Raw genomic sequence first — 17,135 nt, 5'->3', positions numbered from 1 at the left:
GCGTTCACGCCGTTCGTTTCACCCGACCTGATTCACGCGTTCATCCGCCTGCCCGCTTCGCGCGGGCGACGCCGCCCTGCGCACCGTTTGCGCAGCGTGCCGCGCCGCCTGTTTCGCCGATGCACGCACGCGGGTGCGACGCACGTTGACGGCCGCCGGCCCACGCCGGTCCCGCCGCTCGACGAACCGAGGAGTTCATACCATGTCGACTACCGTCGATCGCGCCGTCTCGCCCGCCCGTTCCGCCAGCGCCGGTTACCGGACGCTCTGGCGCTGGCACTTCTATGCCGGCCTGTTCGTGATGCCGTTCCTCGTGATCCTCGCGATCACGGGCACGCTTTATTGCTTCCAGCCGCAGATCGAGCCGTTGCTGTATCCGCACCGATTGATCGTCGAACCGCGCGCGACGCCGCGGCTCGATGCCGACACGCTGCTCGCCCGCGCCCGCACCGCGATGCCGGCCGGCGCGACGCCGGCTTCCGTGCAGGTCTCCACCGCGCCGGACCGCAGCGCCGAGTATGTTTTCCGGCTGCGTGACGGCAGCCGCGAGAGCGTGTACGTGAACCCGTACGACGGCCGCGTGCTCGGCACGCTGAGCGTCGAGAACCGCTTCATGCAGGTCGACCGGATGCTGCATCGCAAGCTGCTGCTCGGCAAGACCGGCGAATTGCTGATGGAACTCGCCGCCTGCTGGACCTTCGTGATGATCGGCACCGGCATCGCGCTGTGGTGGCCGCGCGGCGCAGCGCGCGTCGGGCGCGCACTGCGTCCCGACCTGTCGCTGCGCGGCCGGCCGCTGTGGAAAAGCCTCCATGCGACGGCCGGCATCTGGCTCGCGGCCGGCACGGTCGCGTTCATCCTGACGGGGCTGCCGTGGTCGGGCTCGTGGGGCAAGAACTTCAAGGCGCTCGCGGCGACCGTGAACCTCGGCGCACCGGAAGGCGCGTGGGGCGGCTCGCCGGTGCGCTCGACGCGAACGGGCGCGGCAACGACGCCCGAGCCGGCACCGGCGCAGGCCGCCGCACCGTCCGGCCATCACCACGATTCGGACGACTCGATGCCGGGGATGGTGATGGACGACCTGCGGTTGCCGCAAACGCCGTGGGCGGTCGGCAACGTGCGCGTGCCGCATTCGCCGTCGGCGCCGACGCCCGCACCGCTGCCGCTGGCCCGCGCGATCGCGATCGTCGCCGGGCTCGGCGTGACGAGCGGCTACACGCTCGCGCTGCCGTCGGGCGCGGACGGCGTGTTCACTGCGTCGTACTTCCCGGCCGACCCGAAGGCGGAGCGCACGATCTACCTCAACCAGTACAGCGGCGCCGTATTGAAGGACATCCGCTATGACGACTACGGCGCGGTATCGCAGGCCGTGTCGTACGGCACGTCGCTGCACATGGGCCGTTACTTCGGACTCGCAAACCAGATCATTTGCGCGGTGTTGTCGCTCGGGCTGGCCGCGATGGCCATCACGGGCACCGTGATGTGGTGGAAGCGCCGCCCGGCCGGGACGCTGGGCGCCCCGTCGCGCGAACGCGGCACGCCGCCGATGCGCGGCTGGATCGCCGGGCTCGTGCTGCTCGGCATCGTCTTCCCGCTGATGGGCGCGACGATCGTCGCGGTCTGGTTGCTCGACCGGCTGCTGTTCGGCCGCGCGGCGCGCGCCGCGGCTTGATCGACGCAAGCGCTTCCCCCGATTCGAAGGAAACCGAACAATGAAGTTCAGATTGATTCTGCCCGCCGCAGTTATCGCGGCCTTCTCACCAGCCGGGCAGGCACAGGAAAGCGGTGTCGACCGCACCGGCGCCACGCTCGCCCCGATCCGCGTCGATGCGCAGAAAGCGCCCGCGCTCTCGCAACCGCTCGACACCGGCAGCCATCTCGGGCTGTCGTCGCTCGAAACACCCGCGAGCGTCGAACAGATCAACCGCGCGACGCTCGACACGCGCGGCGACAGTTCGATCATCGACGCCGTGAGCCGCGCCGCCGGCATCAGCGCGTCGCCGCACCCCGGCAACGGCAACTCGGAGCTCGCCGCACGCGGCTTCGTCGGCACATCGTCGGTCACGCAACTCTATGACGGCGTGCGCCCGTACGGTGCGATCGGCGTCACGTTCCCGTTCGACACCTGGTCGGTCGACCATATCGACGTGCTGCGCGGCCCCGCTTCGGTGATCTACGGCGAAGGCGCGATCGGCGGCATCGTCAACATCGTGCCGAAGAAGCCGACGCGCACGCCGATCCGCAACGAGCTGCAGGTCGGCGGTGGCACCGAGGGCACGGTGCGCGCCGCGTTCGGCAGCGGCGGCGCGATCAACGACAAGCTGTCGTACCGCTTCGACATCAGCGGCAACCGCTCGTCGAACTGGGTCGACCGCGGCGATTCGCGCAACCTGTCCGTCTCCGGCGCGCTACGCTACGACGTGACGCCCGACCTTTACGTGACGGCGTCGTACGCGCAGGGCTTCATGCATCCGATGCAGTATTTCGGTGTGCCGCTCGTGAACGGCGCGCGCGATCGCGCGCTCGACAAGAAGAACTACAACGTCGGCGATGCCGACATCGCGTTCCGAGACAGCTGGGCCACCGTCTCGGCGAACTGGCAGCCGAGCGACAGCCTGAACGTGACGACCACGCTGTACCGGATGAAGAGCAACCGTCACTGGAAGGACGCGGAGTACTACACGTACCTGCCGTCGACCGCGCAGGTCCGGCGCAGCAGCTACACGGAAATCTTCCACGACCAGCAGCAGTACGGCAACGTGACGACGGCCACCGTGAGCGGCGCGCTGCTCGGCATGCGCAACACGTTCTCGACCGGCTTCGAGTTCAACCATACGACGTTCCAGCACGACAACAACTCGCCGTATTCGGGCACGTCGACGGTCGATCCGTTCGACTTCGCCCCGGGCAGTTTCATCAACGCGGCCGGCACCGTTCCGAAGTATCGCAGCCAGTCGAACCAGTACGCGCTGTTCGCGGAGAACCGGCTCGAGATCACGCCGCGCTGGTCGGTGATCGGCGGGTTGCGCTACGACCATGCGAGCGTGAACCGCGACGACCTCGTGAACGGCGGCGCATTCACGAAGGTGTTCGCGAACACGGGCTGGCGCATCGGCACCGTGTACGACGTGCGGCCTGGTCTCGCCGTGTACGGCCAGTATTCGGTCGCGGCCGATCCGGTCAGCTCGCTGCTGTCGCTGAATGCGTCGAAGGCGAACTTCACGCTCGCGACCGGCAGGCAGATCGAGATCGGCGTGAAGCAGTCGTTCCTCGATGGCAAGGCGGAATGGACGCTCGCCGCGTACCGGATCGTGAAGAGCAACCTGCTGACGGCCGATCCGGTGAACCCGAACCAGTCGATCCAGGTCGGCCAGCAGTCGTCGCGCGGGCTCGAGGCGACGGTCGGCGCGGAGATCGCGAAGGACTGGCGCGTCGACGCGAACGTGTCGATCCTGCGCGCGAAATACGACGATTTCCAGCAGTCGTCCGGCGGCACGACGGTATCGCGCGCGGGCAACGTGCCGGTATCGGTGCCGCAGCGGCTCGCGAACCTGTGGGTGAGCTGGCGCTTCGCGCCGGACTGGACAGGCATCGCGGGCGTCAAGTACGTCGGCAAGCGCTTCGCCGATACCGCGAACCAGCTCGTGATGCCGTCGTACACGACCGTCGACCTCGGCCTCGCGTGGAAGCCGCGCAAGGACACGACGATCACCGCACGTGCGTACAACGTCTTCAACCGCCGCTACGTGCAGTCCGCGTACTACAACGAGACGCAGTACCTGCTCGGCAACGACCGGCGGTTCGAGGTGCTGGCGAACTACCGGTTCTGACGGCGCATGCCTGGCGGTGCGGCCGGCCGGTCGCCGGCCGCGCCGCCGCAGGCACGCACGCGCAGATCACGCACGCGTGCCCGCCGCACGCCCCGCCATCCACTTCCGGTAGCGCCGCGTCTGGCACTGCGCGGCCAGCTGCTGCCGCACCAGCGCGCGCAGCGGCGACACCTGCGGGTGCGTGCGCCGCCCTTCGCTGAGCCGCGTGAGCTGGAACTTGACGACGGCCATGTTGGCCAGCGCGCCCAGCGCCTTGTTCTTCCAGCGGATCGGCTGCAGCACCGGCGCGCTGTCCTTGCCCGCGCGCCAGTCGCGCGGCAGGTTCGGGTCGATCGACAGCGCGGTCGCGATGCCGACCATCGCCACGCCGCTGCTCACCACCTGCTCGGCCACCGCACGACGGCGAATGCCGCCCGTGACCATCAGCGGCATCCGCGCGACGGCCGTGATGTCACGCGCGAATTCGAGGAAATACGCTTCGCGCGCCAGCGTGCGCCCGTCGCGTGCCTCGCCCTGCATCGCCGGCACTTCATAGCTGCCGCCCGACAGCTCGACGAGATCGACGTCGAACGGATTCAGCAGCTCGACCACGCGCTTCGCGTCGTCCGCGCTGAAACCGCCGCGCTGGAAATCGGCCGAATTCAGCTTCACGGCGACGACGAAATCCGGCGACACCGTCGCGCGCACGGCCTTCACGATGTCGAGCAGCAGGCGCGCACGATTCTCGATGCTGCCGCCCCACTGGTCCTGCCGGCGATTCGTCAGCGGCGACAGGAACTGGCTCAGCAGATAGCCGTGCGCCGCGTGCACCTGCACGCCGGTGAAGCCGCTTTGCTCCGCGAGCTGCGCGGCGCGCACGAAGCGCTGCTGCACATCGTGGATATCGGCTTCCGTCATTTCCTTCGGCACCGGGAACTGCTTCGACAACGCGCCGAGCGCGAGCGGCACGGCCGACGGCGCGAGCGTCGTCTGGCCGAGCGCCGCCTGCATCTGGCGCCCCGGATGATTGATCTGCATCCACACGTGCGCGCCGCCCGAGCGCGCGATCTGCGCCCAGCGGCGGAAGCGGTCGAGATGCGCGTCGCTTTCGAGCACGACGCCGTTCGGCCCCGTCATCGCGCGGCCGTCCACCATCACGTTGCCGGTCAGGATCAGGCCGACCTGGCCGTCGGCCCACGCCTGGTACAGGCGCAGCAACGCGTCGGACGGCGCGTGGTCCGCATCGGCCATGTTCTCTTCCATCGCAGCCTTGGCCAGACGGTTCGGAATCACCGCCCCGTTGGGCAGTGACAGCGGTGTAAACAGGTTCATGGAGGGCACCCTCGATTGACGATGCCCAACGATAACTTTAAAGTCAACTTTAAGGTCAAGCCCTTTTGGAGCACGAAAATGAAAATCGGCGAACTGGCGAAGGCGAGCGGCCTCGCGGCGTCGCGCATCCGTTTCTACGAAGCAAGCGGCCTGCTCGAGCCGGCCCGCCGCCAGGCGAATGGCTATCGGGAATACGGGTCGGAAGCGTTGACGCGGCTCGCGATCATCGACCGCGCGCAGCGCGCGGGCTTCGCGCTCGACGAAATCCGCGCGGTGCTGCCGCCCGACCTCGGCGCGTGGCCGCGCGACGAACTGCTGGTCGCGCTGCGGCACAAGGTCGACGAGATCGCGCTGCTCGAACAGCGGCTCGCGCAGAACCGGCAACACCTCGAGACGCTGATCGACGAAATCGAGAACAAGCCCGAGGGCGAGGATTGCGCGGGCGCCGCGCAGCGGATGCTCGACCGGCTCTGCGAACAGGCCAGCCAGCCGCTGGAGTCCGCACCCGTGGTGCGGCCGGCGCGCAAGCGTGCGTGACCGACTACACTGCGTCACCCATCGATCAACCCGCGCTGCGGCGAAACGCGTCGGCGCATGCGCGCCGGCTTCCGCCGAGCACCCTCACGACCGTATCCGCATGACGATCCCCGGTATCAAAGGATTTTTCATCGCCGCACTGCTGACGCTCGGCATCGGCAGTGCCTTCGCGTCGACATGTGACGACACGCATTCGTCGATCCGTTGCCCGGACACCTCCGACCTGCCGGCCGACATCGTCGCGCAACTGCCTGCCGGTTACGAAGCACTGGATGCCGCATCGGGGCGCCTGACCGACGGCACGCGCAACGGTTACGTCGTTGTCGCGCATCAGCCCGGCGATTCGATGCGTACGCCGTCGCTGCGCCCGCTGCTGATCTTCCTGCAGGGTGCGAACGGACGCTACCGGCTCGCGGCCCGCAACGACACCGTGATCATGAAAGCCGACGAAGGCGGCATGGGCGACCCGTATCTCGATGGCGTCGCCGAGAACGCGCTCACGGTCGAGCCTCGCACGTTCACCGTCGAACAGGGCGTATTCGCGGGGCACAACCACTGGCGCGATCGCGTGACGTTTCGCTACGACGATGCGCACCACACGTGGGTGTTCCATCGCGAAGTGTTCCGGAACTGGCGATTCAACTACGAGCAGGACGGCGATGCGCTGAAGGCCGACCCGGTGCGCGTCACGCATGCGAATGCGGCAAAGGCCGTTTCGTTCGAAGCGTGGCGGCCGGGTTATTGGTGCGATTCCGCCGAGCGGCGTGAACACGATCCGGCTTGCCGCAAGCATTGACGGGGATGCTCCTGCAGCTGCGAGGATTTACTTACGTCGAAGGTAATCGACGCACGCCGCCCGTGCCGCGATCATGGCTCCAACGACTCACGAACCGCATCACGCCAGGGAGCCCGCCATGACCGCCTACGCCATCGCCCACCTGCACGACGTCGACCTGTGCGACGACATCGTCGAATACCTCGAACGCATCGACGGCACGCTCGCGCCGTATGACGGCCATTTCGTGATTCACGGCGCACGGCCTGAGGTACGCGAAGGCGTGTGGCGCGGCGACCTGATCGCGATCGCGTTTCCCGATCTCGACACGGCGCGCGCGTGGTACGACTCGGATGCGTACCGGCAGATCCAGCCGCTGCGCGCACGACACGCGAGCGGCCCGCTGATCCTGATCGACGGCGTCGACGAACGGCACAAGGCGACCGACATCCTGCGCTGAATCATGACGCCGGCGATGCCGGCAACGCCTTACGACGCCTTCCGCTCCATCGGCTCGCCGACGACGAAGCCGCCGCCCTGGAACCGCTGCGCGGGATCGTCGTACTCGGCGGTCGGCGCCGTCACCGGGAACAGCCCGGCGAACTGCTCGGAGCTGTCGCGCGGACGGAAGCCGAGGAAGCCGGCCTTCGTGTTGTCCCACCACTTCACCGGGTTGTCCGACGCGCCGTAGACGATCGCGTGCCCCACGCGGTTCGTCAGCAGCGAGCAGCGCACGAGCTCGATGAAGTCGCGATAGCTGAGGAACGTGACGAGCATGCGCGGATTCTTCGGCACTTCGAACGACGAGCCGATCCGCAGGCACACCGTCTCGATCCCGAAGCGGTCGAAGTAATAGCGCGACAGCGATTCGCCGAAGCACTTCGTCACGCCGTACAGGCTGTCGGGGCGCAGCGGCGAATCGGCGTCGAGCACTTCCGTGACCGGATGGAAACCGATCGCATGGTTCGAGCTCGCGAACACGACACGCTTCACGCCGTGCTTGCGCGCGGCTTCGTACAGGTTGTACGTGCCGGTGATGTTCGCGCCGACCAGATCGTCGAACGGCGCGTCGACCGAAATGCCGCCGAGGTGGACGATCGCGTCCACGCCTTCGACGAGTTGCATCACGGCCGGGCGATCGGCCAGGTCGACCACGCGGATTTCCTCATGCGCGGCCGCGTCGTCCAGCGCGGCGATGTCGCTGACCCGCACGATGTCGGCCCAGTCGGCGAGCGCGCCGCGCAACTGGCGGCCAAGGTTGCCGGCCGCGCCCGTCAGCAGCAGGCGCCCGAACGGTTTGCGCGCGGCGGTGGAGGTGGCGTTCATCGAATCTCCTTGAATCTGATCAAAATCGGAAAACGTTTTCCAACTATACGCGGTGGCGCGGCTGAACGTCAATGGTCGAACCTGCTCGCAATCATCCGCACTTTCCCGATATCGACGGGCGGCCGCAGGCCGGCTTTTTCTGCCACAATCCGGCGTATTCGAACGAAAACGTTACCCTGCGAATGAAAAAAGTTTCCCCGACGATCCGCGACGTGGCCGCGGAAGCCGGCGTGTCGGTCGCGACGGTATCGAAGTACGTGAACGGCACGCAGCGCTTCTCGCCGACCGTCGAGGCGCGGCTCAAGGAATCGATCGAGCGTCTCGGCTACCGGTCGAACCCGCTCGCGCGCTCGATGATCACCGGCCGCACGCGCACGATCGGCCTCGTGATCCTCGACATCAGCAACCCGCACTTCACGAACGTGGTGAAAGGCGCGAACCGCGTCGCACTGGAGCATGACTACACGCTGCTGCTCGTCGATACCGAAGAGAGCCAGGCGCGCGAACGCTCGCTGATCGAAGCGCTCGCGCAGCGCGTCGACGGGCTGATCGTCAGCACGCGGATGCCCGACGACGAAGCCGGCTGGATGCTCGACCTCAACAAGCCGCTCGTGCTGCTGCGTCGCAGCCCCGGCCTGCCGATTCCGAGCGTCGGTATCGACAACCGGCTGTCGACCTACATGCTCGCGCGTCACCTGCTCAATCTCGGCCACACGCGCATCGCCTATCTCGGCTTCGGCACCGCGCGCGTGAACGACGAGCGGATCCAGGGCGCGCGCGACTGCCTCGCCGAAGCGGGGCTCACGCTCGACGTGCACGACGCGCACGCGCCGACCGCCGAAGCCGGCGAGCGTGCGTGTTCGCGCGTGATGCTCGGGCCGCAGCGCCCGCAAGCGGTGATCTGCTACAACGACCTGATCGCGCTCGGCTTCATGAAGGAAGCCGCGTCGCTCGGCTTCCGGTTGCCGCAGGACGTATCGGTCGCGGGCATCGACAACGTGCCGTACGGCGAATACGCGGCGCCCGCGCTGACGACCGTCGACATCCAGAGCGAGAACATGGGCGAGCTCGCGATGCAGAAGCTGATCGACGCGCTCGCGGGCCGCACCGATGCGAGCTATTCGACGTTCGAGCCGCGGCTGATCATGCGTGCGTCGACGGCGTCGGCCGGCTGACCACGCGCACGCCGCGCACGCCAAAGAAAAACGCGCCGCCCGAGGGCGGCGCGTTCGTTTGCCGGGACGCGATCACGCGTCGAGTTTCGCGGGCTTCATCTTCGGCGTGAGCACGTGCATCACGGCCAGCGCGATCAGGTAGGCCGATGCGCCGATCGCGAACAGCACCCAGTAGTGGCCGGTGCGCTGCAGCACCTGGCCGATCACTTCCGAGAACAGCACGCCGCCGATCGAGCCGGCCATCCCGCCGATGCCGACCACCGACGCGACCGCACGGCGCGGGAACAGGTCGGACGCCGTCGTGAACAGGTTCGCCGACCAGCCCTGGTGCGCGGCGGCGGCAAGGCCGACGATCAGTACCGCGACCCACAGGCTCTGCACCTGCGACACGAACGCGATCGGCAGCACGCAGCATGCGCAGATCAGCATCGCCGTCTTGCGCGCGCCGTTCACGCTCCAGCCCGCGCGCAGCAGCATCGACGACAGCCAGCCGCCGCCGATGCTGCCGACCGTCGTCAGCGCGTAGATGCAGACGAGCGGCAGGCCGATGTGCTGCATGTCCATCCCGCGCGATTCGTTGAGCCACTTCGGCAGCCAGAACAGGTAGAACCACCACACCGGATCGGTCAGGAACTTGCCGATCAGGAACGCCCACGTCTCGCGCTTGCGAATCAGTTCGCCCCAGCGCGGCGCGCCGGCATTCGCATTCGCCGCGTCGAGCGCTTCGGCTTCGTCGCGCGGCTCGTCGTACTCCGCGGCGAGCGCGCGCGTGTCGGCCTGGCGATAGAGCACGAGCCATACCGCGAGCCACACGAGGCCGATCGCGCCGATGATCACGAACGCCGCGCGCCAGCCGTAGGCCACCGCGATCGCCGGGATGATCGCCGGGGCGAACACCGCGCCGATGTTCGCGCCCGAGTTGAAGATGCCGGTGGCGAGCGCGCGTTCGCGGCGCGGGAACCATTCGGCCGTCGTCTTGATCGCGGCCGGGAAGTTGCCGCCCTCGCCGATCCCGAGCAGCGCACGCACGAACGCGAAGCCCGTCACCGAGCCGACCGCTGCATGCAGCATCGCGGCAATGCTCCACACCAGCATCGCCACCGCGTACGACACGCGCGTGCCGAGCCAGTCGACGATGCGCCCGAAGCCGAGCAGGCCCAGCGCATAGAACGCGGAAAACGCCATCACGATGCGGCCGTACTGCACCTGGCTCCAGCCGATGTCGTGCTGGAGCATCGGCGCGAGCAGGCCGAGGATCTGCCGATCCATGTAGTTGATGACGGTCGCGAAAAACAGCAGCGCACAGACGGTCCAGCGGTAGCGGCTGGCGGCTGCGCGCACGGCGCCGGCGACGGCAGATTGCATGAATGTCTCCGATGCACGGTCGCGCCCGTCGCGCCGCACGGTGTTCGTTGACCGGCGACCGGCGCCGGGGTGGACGGCCCGCGCTCACGCATCGGCCCCTTCACCAACTCATCTGGAAAACGTTTTTCAAAGAATAGGACGTCTGCCGGCACCCTGTCAGTCGGGGATTTCGATGAGTCATCTCAAATTGATCGCGGCAAAAGAGACGACTGTTCCGCAGATTGGCATTAACCGTTTTTCCCCTGATTTTCCCGACACGCGCGCGGGAGGGCGGCCGCCGATACACATGTCCGATTTCAGCCAGAATCGATCGTGGGGATGGTTTACAGTCGTCACATGCGACTCGATCCCGACACCTGCTACGACGCCCTGCTTTCGCGGAACCGCCGCTTCGACGGCTGGTTCTTCGTCGGCGTGGCGACGACCGGTGTGTATTGCCGCCCCGTCTGCCCGGTGAAGCCGCCGAAAGCGCAGAACTGCAGCTACTACCCGACCGCCGCGGCCGCCGAGAAAGCCGGGTTCCGGCCCTGCATGCGCTGCCGCCCCGAGCTCGCGCCCGGCCACGGGCTGCTCGACCTCTCCGGCAATCTCGCCGACGCGGCCGCGACGCTGATCGAGGACGGTTTCCTGAACGCGCATTCCGTCGACGCGCTCGCGCGGCGCGTCGGCGTGACCGAGCGCCATCTGCGGCGGATCTTCGGTGCGCAGTTCGGCGTGTCGCCGGTCGAATTCGCGCAGACGCACCGGCTGCTGATGGCCAAGCGGCTGCTGACCGATACCGCGCTGCCGGTGGCCGTCGTCGCGTCGACGGCCGGATTCGGCAGCGTGCGGCGCTTCAACGACCTGTTCCGCCAGCGCTACGGCCTCAACCCGCTGCGGCTGCGCAAAGGCGCCGGGGCCTCTGCCGACGGCGACATGACGTTCCCGCTGTCGTACCGGCCGCCGTTCGCGTGGGATGACCTGATGCGCTTTCTCGCGCAACGGCAGATCGACGGCGTCGAGCGCATCGATTCGCAGGGTTATGTGCGTGTCGTCGAATTGCCGAACCGGAACGGCGGCAGCCGCGTGACGGGCTGGCTGTCCGTCGCGCACGTGCCGCAGCGCTTCGCGCTGGCCGTCACCGTGTCGCGCGCGCTGACGCCGGTCGTCCCGGCCGTGCTTGCGCGCGTACGGCGGCTGTTCGATCTCGACAGCCGCCCCGACGTGATCGACGCGCATCTCGGCGAACTCGCGAGCGGCTCGCCGGGCCTGCGCGTGCCCGGCGCGTTCGACGGCCTCGAGATCGCGATTCGCGCGATCGCGGGCGAGCGGCTCGAGGCAGCGGATGCCGGCCCGCCTGCGCTGGCACGCATTGCAGAGCGCTTCGGCACCTCGGTGGAAGGCGCGCCGCCGGGCCTCGCGCACGCGTTGCCGTCCGCCGCAACGCTGGCCGCCCTGCCGCCTTCGGCCCTCGAAACAATCGGCATCGAGCGCGATGCGGCACACGCGATCGTGTCGCTCGCACGCGCAGTCGACGACGGCTCGCTCGCGCTCGAACCGATGGCACCGCTCGATGCGACGCTCGCCGCGCTACGTGTCATGCCGGGCTTCGACGAACGCGCGGTGCAGTACGTCGCGATGCGCGCGATGGCCTGGCCGAATGCATTCCCCGCTGACGAGACGTGGCTTCCCGCACGCAGCGAACGCGCGACCATGCCATCATCTGCGCCGCATGCGGCGCGCTGGGCGCCGTGGCGCGCGTACGCCGCACTGCATGTGTGGCGCCTTCATGGAGATGTAGTGCGATGACACCGGCCCACCTGATTCCGAGCCCGCTGGGCGACATTGCCGTGCGCATCGAGGACGATGCGCTGACGGGCCTGTATTTCGTCGGCCAGAAATACTTTCCGTCGGTTTCGATCATGACCGAAGCGGACGCGCATGCGATGTCGCCGACCGCGCGCAGGGTTGCCGAAGAAATCGCCGAATACTTCACCGGCACGCGCGAAACGTTCTCGGTGCCGATCCACCTGCGCGGCACCGCGTTTCAGCGACGCGTGTGGAAGGAACTGCTCGCGATTCCGTTCGGCGAACTCGTGTCGTACGGCGACATCACCGAACGCATCGGACTGCCGATGAGCGGCGCGCGCGCCGTGGGCGGTGCGGTAGGACGCAATCCGGTTTCGATCATCGTGCCGTGCCATCGCGTGGTCGGCGCCTCGGGCAGCCTGACCGGTTATGCAGGCGGCATCGACCGCAAGCGCGCGCTGCTGTCGCTCGAAGGCGCCGAGTTCTCACGCGGCGCTCATCATCCGGTGCAGCAGGCGCTCGCGTTCTGATCGATGGCGCGCGTCACGCGCTCGACACGGGGCGCCGCGCCTCGCGCTTCGCATACGCACCGGGCGTCACGCGGAACTTCGCCTGGAACAGCGCGATAAACGACGACGTCGAGTCGTAGCCCAGTTGCGCGGCCACCGTACCGATCGGCTCGCCCGCATCGAGCAGCGGCAACGACGCGAGCAGCCGCACGGCCTGCCGCCATTCGGTAAACGACAGCCCCGTATCCTGCCGGAACAATCGCGACAGCGTGCGCCGCGTCGCACCGACCTGATGGCCCCATTCGTCGAGACTGCGCGCGTCGCCCGGCGCGGCATGCAACGCACGCGCGATTTTCAGCAGGCGCGGATCGCGCGGCAGCGGCACCGTCAGCGGCGCCGGCTGCATGCGCGCGATCCGGTCGGCGATCAGGCACACGAGCGCGCCGTCCGGCCCCGTCTCGTCGTAATTCACCGGCAACTCGCCCGTCGCGATCACCAGCTCACGCAACAGCGGCGTCATGCAGAGGATCGTGCAGTCGTCGTTCACGTCGTCACGTGCGATCGCTGCATCGAGATACAGGCTGTGGAACGCGACGCAATCGCGCGTCGACACCGCATGCGGCACGTGCGGCGGAATCCACATCGCGTAGTGCGGCGGCAGCAGCTGCCGGCCCGACGGCGTCGATACCTCGAGCACGCCGCTCGTCGCATACATCAGCTGGGCCCACGGATGACTGTGCGCGTCGACGCTCACGTTGCCGGGGATCCCGAACGCGCGCACGTACAGCGGCCTCGGCAGGCGCGCCATCGGCGGCACCGCGTAAGGGTCACCCGATTGTCCCGCCAGCAACATAAGACGTCCTCCGAGGGTCATTGCACGAACGAACGCGATGCTACCGTGGCGGCTCTTCTTTCACACGGCTTCCGTTCATGAGCGCACACACCCGCACCACCCGCAAGACCGTCACCGCGATCCGTTCGACCAAAGGCATCGGCACCCTCGTGTCGCTGACCGCGTATTCCGCGCCAATGGCGAAGCTCGTCGATGAAGTGGTCGACGTGATCATCGTCGGCGACTCCGTCGGCATGGTGCTGTACGGGATGCCCGATACGCTGCGCGTCACGCTCGACATGATGATTGCACACGGCGCGGCCGTCGTGCGCGGCGCCACGCACGCGTGCGTCGTCGTCGACCTGCCGTTCTCGACGTTCCAGGAATCGCCTGCACAGGCCTATCGTTCGGCTGCGCGCCTGCTCGCCGAAACCGGTGCGCAGGCCGTGAAGCTCGAAGGCGGCTGCGAGATGACCGACACGATCCGCTTCCTGACCGACCGCGGCATTCCGGTCATGGCGCATGTCGGCCTCATGCCGCAGCAGGCCAACGCGACAGGTGGCTTCCGCGCGCAGGGCATGGACGCGCGGTCGGCCGCGCAAGTGTTCGACGCCGCGTGCGCGGCCGAACGGGCCGGCGCGTTCGGCGTCGTCATCGAAGGCACCGCCGAAGCGCTCGCGCGCCATCTGACGGAAACGCTGACGATCCCGACGATCGGCATCGGCGCATCGCCCGCCTGTGACGGACAAGTGCTCGTGACCGAGGACATGATCGGCGCATTCGATGCGTACACGCCGCGCTTCGTGAAGCGCTACGCCGACGCGAATGCGATGATGCGCGACGCGATCCGGCAATATGCACACGACGTGCGGGAGCGTGTGTTTCCGGAGCCTGCGCATTGCTTCGGGTACGGCAAGCCGCTGCAACTCGCGGATGCAGCCGCTACTGCGTGACGCGCGACGAACGATGCGGTTGCGTCACGTGCGCTTGCGCATCGCATGCGCGACGCGCGCGTTCGCTTCGAATTTCGCGCGATGCGTCGAGAAGAACGTCCGCACGTTGCGGACGTTCGACGCGCCGGTGAACAGCCGCCGTGCGAATTCGTCGTATTCGGCGACGTCGGCCAGATCGGCCACCACGACGAAATCGGGCCCCGGCGACACGCGGTAGCACTGCGTGACGGCCGGCTCCGCGCAGACGTAGGTTTCGAACGCGTCGTAGTCCTCGGCCGTCTGCCGGTCGAGGCTGATCTCGATCAGCGCGGTGACGGCCGTGCCGATCGCGACCGGGTCGAGCACCGCGACCTGCCGGCGGATCACACCGGCCTCCGTCAGCCGCCGCACGCGGCGCATGCAGGTGGGCGGCGACGACAGCGCACGCTCGGCCAGTTGCAGGTTCGACACCGACGCGTCGTCCTGCAGGATCGAGAGGATGCGCAGGTCGAGATCGTCGAGGGTGATGCCGGCCATCGGCGGCTCCTTCCGGTCAGGGCGTGAAATTTAATTTCAATATGATAAACGATAATCTTTACGTTTCATAAATTTGTGAATTTTGAAATTAAATTCCACTTGACTGGTTCTACCATCGCTCTCACTGATCCAGACAGGACATTTACGGAGCGCGATATGTGTGGAATTGTCGGGGCGGTCGCCCAGCGGGACATCCTGCCGAACCTGGTCGACGGCCTGAAGCGGCTCGAATACCGCGGCTACGATTCGTGCGGCGTCGTGGTCTACCGCGACCGCGCGCTGGCGCGCGCCCGCAGCGTCGATCGCGTCGCGAACCTGCAGCGCGAGATCGCCGCGCAGGGATTGTCCGGGTACACGGGCATCGCGCATACGCGCTGGGCCACGCATGGCGCGCCCGTCACGCTGAATGCGCATCCGCACTTCTCGCCGAGCGACGCGAACGCGCGCATCGCGCTGTCGCACAACGGGATCATCGAGAACTGCGATCAACTGCGTGCGGAACTGCAGGCGCACGGCTATGTGTTCGCGAGTCAGACCGATAGCGAAGCCATTGCGCATCTGATCGACCACCTGTACGACGGCGATCTGTTCGACGCGGTCCGGCGTGCGGTCGCGCGACTGCGCGGCAGCTATGCGATCGCGGTGATGTGTCGCGACGAGCCGCATCGGATCGTCGGCGCGCGCGACGGGATGCCGCTCGTCGTCGGGGTCGGCGAAGGCGAGAATTTTCTGGCGTCCGATGCGATTGCGCTGTCGGGTATCACCGACCGCATCGCGTATCTGGAGAACGGCGACGTCGCCGACATTCAACTGCATCGCTACTGGATCGTCGACGCGGCCGGCCAGCGCGTCGAGCGCGCGGTGCAACGCGTCGCCGCGCACAGCGGCGCGGCCGATCTCGGGTCGTATCGCTACTACATGCAGAAGGAGATCTTCGAACAGCCGCAGGCCGTGGCCGATACGCTGCTCGACGTCTCGTCGATCATGCCGGAGCTGTTCGGCGACGGTGCATGGCGTGTGTTCAACGACGTCGATTCGGTGCTGCTGCTCGCGTGCGGCGGCAGCTATCACGCGGCGCTGACCGCGAAGTACTGGATCGAGAGCATCGCGAAGCTGCCGGCGAGTGTTGAAATTGCCAGTGAGTTTCGTTACCGCGACGGCGTGCCGAATCCGCGCACGCTGGTCGTCGCGGTGTCGCAGAGCGGTGAAACGGCCGATGTGCTCGGTGCCGTGCATGTCGCGAAACTCAGCGGCATGATGCACACGCTCGCGATCTGCAACGTCGCAACGAGTGCGTTGATGCGTGAATGCGCGCTGCAGTTCGTCACGCGTGCGGGGATCGAGATCGGCGTCGCTTCGACGAAGGCATTCACGACGCAGCTCGTTGCGTTGTTCCTGCTGACGCTGTCACTCGCGCAGGTGCGCGGACGGTTGAGCGACGACGCGGAGAAGGAGCATTTGCGCGCGTTGCGGCACCTGCCCGATGCAATGTCGAAAGTGCTCGCGCTGGAGCCGCAGATCATGGCGTGGTCGGAGTTGCTCGCACGACGCGACAACATGCTGTTTCTCGGGCGCGGGATGCATTATCCGATCGCGCTGGAAGGTGCGCTGAAGATGAAGGAGATTTCTTATATTCACGCGGAGGCTTATCCGGCGGGGGAGCTGAAGCATGGGCCGCTGGCGCTCGTCAGCAACGAGATGCCGGTGATCGCGGTCGCGCCGAATGACATGCTGCTTGAAAAGCTCCGGTCGAACATGCATGAGGTCAGTGCGCGGAATGGACGGCTGTTCGTGTTCGCGGATGTGGACTGTGGGTTGGTGCCGAGTGAGGGGATCGAGGTGATTCGGCTCAATGAGTATTACGGGCCGCTTTCGCCGATTCTGCATACGGTGCCGATGCAGTTGCTCGCGTATCACGCTGCGCTCGCGCGGGGGACGGATATTGATAAGCCGAGGAATTTGGCTAAGTCGGTGACGGTGGAGTGAGGGGGCATTTCCCCCCTCCCTTATCACCTGCGCCAGTCAAGATCTGATCTTTCAGTCAGCGTCAGATCAGGTCTGTGCTTGCTTGGCCGTCACTTCATCAAGCGCCGAGGTCGACCCGATGCTGACTCGAAAAGAAGCTGGTGTCGATGACCACTACCGCCCCGAACAGGGCATCCGCTGTCGTGCTGTGAAGGTCTAATTTGCATCGGCAATTGGCCTGTTGGGAATTTCG

Annotated in this window: 15 protein-coding genes; 10 read left to right on the top strand and 5 right to left on the bottom strand. The window is 67.1% G+C overall.

The genetic code is table 11. The annotated features are described in order from the left end of the window. The first annotated feature begins 202 nt into the window (after positions 1-202). Both U5798_RS12660 and U5798_RS12655 read left to right on the top strand, forming a co-directional pair. Positions 203-1,672 carry a PepSY domain-containing protein gene (locus U5798_RS12660; protein ID WP_322082208.1) on the top strand — a complete coding sequence of 490 codons (1,470 nt, stop codon included), beginning with the start codon at positions 203-205 and terminating at the stop codon, positions 1,670-1,672. Positions 1,673-1,712: 40 nt separating this feature from the next. Then, positions 1,713-3,830, top strand: a complete 2,118-nt coding sequence (locus U5798_RS12655; RefSeq protein ID WP_322082207.1) for a TonB-dependent receptor — start codon at positions 1,713-1,715, stop codon at positions 3,828-3,830. A gap of 66 nt (positions 3,831-3,896) precedes the next feature. Here the strand turns inward: U5798_RS12655 and U5798_RS12650 are convergent, their stop codons facing one another. Beyond that, a complete protein-coding gene (locus tag U5798_RS12650; RefSeq protein WP_322082206.1) occupies positions 3,897-5,141 on the bottom strand; it encodes an NADH:flavin oxidoreductase/NADH oxidase family protein in 1,245 nt (414 codons plus the stop codon). Between the two features lie 78 nt (positions 5,142-5,219). Between U5798_RS12650 and U5798_RS12645 the strand changes: the two genes are divergently transcribed. The 3 genes from U5798_RS12645 (at position 5,220) to U5798_RS12635 (ending at position 6,913) form a co-directional block, all read left to right on the top strand. After that, entirely contained in the window at positions 5,220-5,678 is a 459-nt protein-coding gene (locus U5798_RS12645) for a MerR family transcriptional regulator (RefSeq protein WP_124451557.1), read from the top strand. Between the two features lie 100 nt (positions 5,679-5,778). Next, a complete protein-coding gene (locus U5798_RS12640; RefSeq protein WP_322082205.1) occupies positions 5,779-6,474 on the top strand; it encodes a hypothetical protein in 696 nt (231 codons plus the stop codon). 118 nt (positions 6,475-6,592) lie between these two features. Continuing rightward, a complete protein-coding gene (locus tag U5798_RS12635; protein WP_322082204.1) occupies positions 6,593-6,913 on the top strand; it encodes a DUF1330 domain-containing protein in 321 nt (106 codons plus the stop codon). Positions 6,914-6,942: 29 nt separating this feature from the next. Here U5798_RS12635 and U5798_RS12630 read toward each other — a convergent pair whose 3' ends face one another. Then, positions 6,943-7,779, bottom strand: a complete 837-nt coding sequence (locus U5798_RS12630; protein WP_124451563.1) for an NAD-dependent epimerase/dehydratase family protein — start codon at positions 7,777-7,779, stop codon at positions 6,943-6,945. A 71-nt stretch (positions 7,780-7,850) separates the two neighbouring features. Between U5798_RS12630 and U5798_RS12625 the strand changes: the two genes are divergently transcribed. After that, positions 7,851-8,954, top strand: coding sequence for a LacI family DNA-binding transcriptional regulator (locus U5798_RS12625; RefSeq protein ID WP_322082203.1), 1,104 nt, complete (start codon positions 7,851-7,853; stop codon positions 8,952-8,954). A gap of 72 nt (positions 8,955-9,026) precedes the next feature. Here U5798_RS12625 and U5798_RS12620 read toward each other — a convergent pair whose 3' ends face one another. Continuing rightward, positions 9,027-10,319, bottom strand: a complete 1,293-nt coding sequence (locus U5798_RS12620) for an MFS transporter (RefSeq protein WP_124451565.1) — start codon at positions 10,317-10,319, stop codon at positions 9,027-9,029. A gap of 318 nt (positions 10,320-10,637) precedes the next feature. Between U5798_RS12620 and U5798_RS12615 the strand changes: the two genes are divergently transcribed. Together U5798_RS12615 and U5798_RS12610 are read left to right on the top strand one after the other, a co-directional pair. Continuing rightward, the gene (locus tag U5798_RS12615; protein WP_322082202.1) at positions 10,638-12,107 is read left to right on the top strand and encodes a bifunctional transcriptional activator/DNA repair enzyme AdaA; all 1,470 of its coding nucleotides are present in this window, start codon (positions 10,638-10,640) and stop codon (positions 12,105-12,107) included. Beyond that, on the top strand, positions 12,104-12,637 hold the full coding sequence (locus U5798_RS12610; protein ID WP_322082201.1) for a methylated-DNA--[protein]-cysteine S-methyltransferase: 534 nt from the start codon (positions 12,104-12,106) through the stop codon (positions 12,635-12,637). Before U5798_RS12615 ends, U5798_RS12610 begins: the two co-directional genes overlap by 4 nt. A gap of 13 nt (positions 12,638-12,650) precedes the next feature. On the opposite strand, the gene U5798_RS12605 is transcribed toward U5798_RS12610, so the two are convergent. Next, a complete protein-coding gene (locus tag U5798_RS12605) occupies positions 12,651-13,469 on the bottom strand; it encodes a helix-turn-helix transcriptional regulator (protein WP_322082200.1) in 819 nt (272 codons plus the stop codon). Positions 13,470-13,546: 77 nt separating this feature from the next. Between U5798_RS12605 and panB the strand changes: the two genes are divergently transcribed. Beyond that, positions 13,547-14,401, top strand: coding sequence for a 3-methyl-2-oxobutanoate hydroxymethyltransferase (gene panB, locus U5798_RS12600; RefSeq protein WP_322082199.1), 855 nt, complete (start codon positions 13,547-13,549; stop codon positions 14,399-14,401). A 24-nt stretch (positions 14,402-14,425) separates the two neighbouring features. On the opposite strand, the gene U5798_RS12595 is transcribed toward panB, so the two are convergent. Next, positions 14,426-14,917, bottom strand: coding sequence for an Lrp/AsnC family transcriptional regulator (locus U5798_RS12595; protein WP_124451575.1), 492 nt, complete (start codon positions 14,915-14,917; stop codon positions 14,426-14,428). A 156-nt stretch (positions 14,918-15,073) separates the two neighbouring features. Here U5798_RS12595 and glmS point away from each other — a divergent pair, with 156 nt between their 5' ends. After that, the gene (gene glmS / locus U5798_RS12590; RefSeq protein WP_322082198.1) at positions 15,074-16,903 is read left to right on the top strand and encodes a glutamine--fructose-6-phosphate transaminase (isomerizing); all 1,830 of its coding nucleotides are present in this window, start codon (positions 15,074-15,076) and stop codon (positions 16,901-16,903) included. The last annotated feature ends 232 nt before the right edge of the window (positions 16,904-17,135 follow it).

This window comes from Burkholderia sp. BCC1972 (genome assembly GCF_905339605.1).
Taxonomy (GTDB): domain Bacteria; phylum Pseudomonadota; class Gammaproteobacteria; order Burkholderiales; family Burkholderiaceae; genus Burkholderia.
The sequence above is the reverse complement of the archived record's forward strand: the minus strand, read 5'-3'. Positions and strand labels throughout refer to the sequence as shown.

Excerpts from the sequence above, each read along its gene's own strand:
- U5798_RS12615 (WP_322082202.1), top strand. The coding sequence starts at position 10,638 with ATGGTTTACAGTCGTCACATGCGACTCGATCCCGACACCTGCTACGAC.
- U5798_RS12625 (WP_322082203.1), top strand. The coding sequence starts at position 7,851 with ATGGTCGAACCTGCTCGCAATCATCCGCACTTTCCCGATATCGACGGG.
- U5798_RS12620 (WP_124451565.1), bottom strand. The coding sequence starts at position 10,319 with ATGCAATCTGCCGTCGCCGGCGCCGTGCGCGCAGCCGCCAGCCGCTAC.
- U5798_RS12640 (WP_322082205.1), top strand. The coding sequence starts at position 5,779 with ATGACGATCCCCGGTATCAAAGGATTTTTCATCGCCGCACTGCTGACG.
- glmS (WP_322082198.1), top strand. The coding sequence starts at position 15,074 with ATGTGTGGAATTGTCGGGGCGGTCGCCCAGCGGGACATCCTGCCGAAC.
- panB (WP_322082199.1), top strand. The coding sequence starts at position 13,547 with ATGAGCGCACACACCCGCACCACCCGCAAGACCGTCACCGCGATCCGT.
- U5798_RS12645 (WP_124451557.1), top strand. The coding sequence starts at position 5,220 with ATGAAAATCGGCGAACTGGCGAAGGCGAGCGGCCTCGCGGCGTCGCGC.
- U5798_RS12660 (WP_322082208.1), top strand. The coding sequence starts at position 203 with ATGTCGACTACCGTCGATCGCGCCGTCTCGCCCGCCCGTTCCGCCAGC.
- U5798_RS12595 (WP_124451575.1), bottom strand. The coding sequence starts at position 14,917 with ATGGCCGGCATCACCCTCGACGATCTCGACCTGCGCATCCTCTCGATC.
- U5798_RS12605 (WP_322082200.1), bottom strand. The coding sequence starts at position 13,469 with ATGTTGCTGGCGGGACAATCGGGTGACCCTTACGCGGTGCCGCCGATG.
- U5798_RS12655 (WP_322082207.1), top strand. The coding sequence starts at position 1,713 with ATGAAGTTCAGATTGATTCTGCCCGCCGCAGTTATCGCGGCCTTCTCA.
- U5798_RS12630 (WP_124451563.1), bottom strand. The coding sequence starts at position 7,779 with ATGAACGCCACCTCCACCGCCGCGCGCAAACCGTTCGGGCGCCTGCTG.
- U5798_RS12635 (WP_322082204.1), top strand. The coding sequence starts at position 6,593 with ATGACCGCCTACGCCATCGCCCACCTGCACGACGTCGACCTGTGCGAC.
- U5798_RS12650 (WP_322082206.1), bottom strand. The coding sequence starts at position 5,141 with ATGAACCTGTTTACACCGCTGTCACTGCCCAACGGGGCGGTGATTCCG.
- U5798_RS12610 (WP_322082201.1), top strand. The coding sequence starts at position 12,104 with ATGACACCGGCCCACCTGATTCCGAGCCCGCTGGGCGACATTGCCGTG.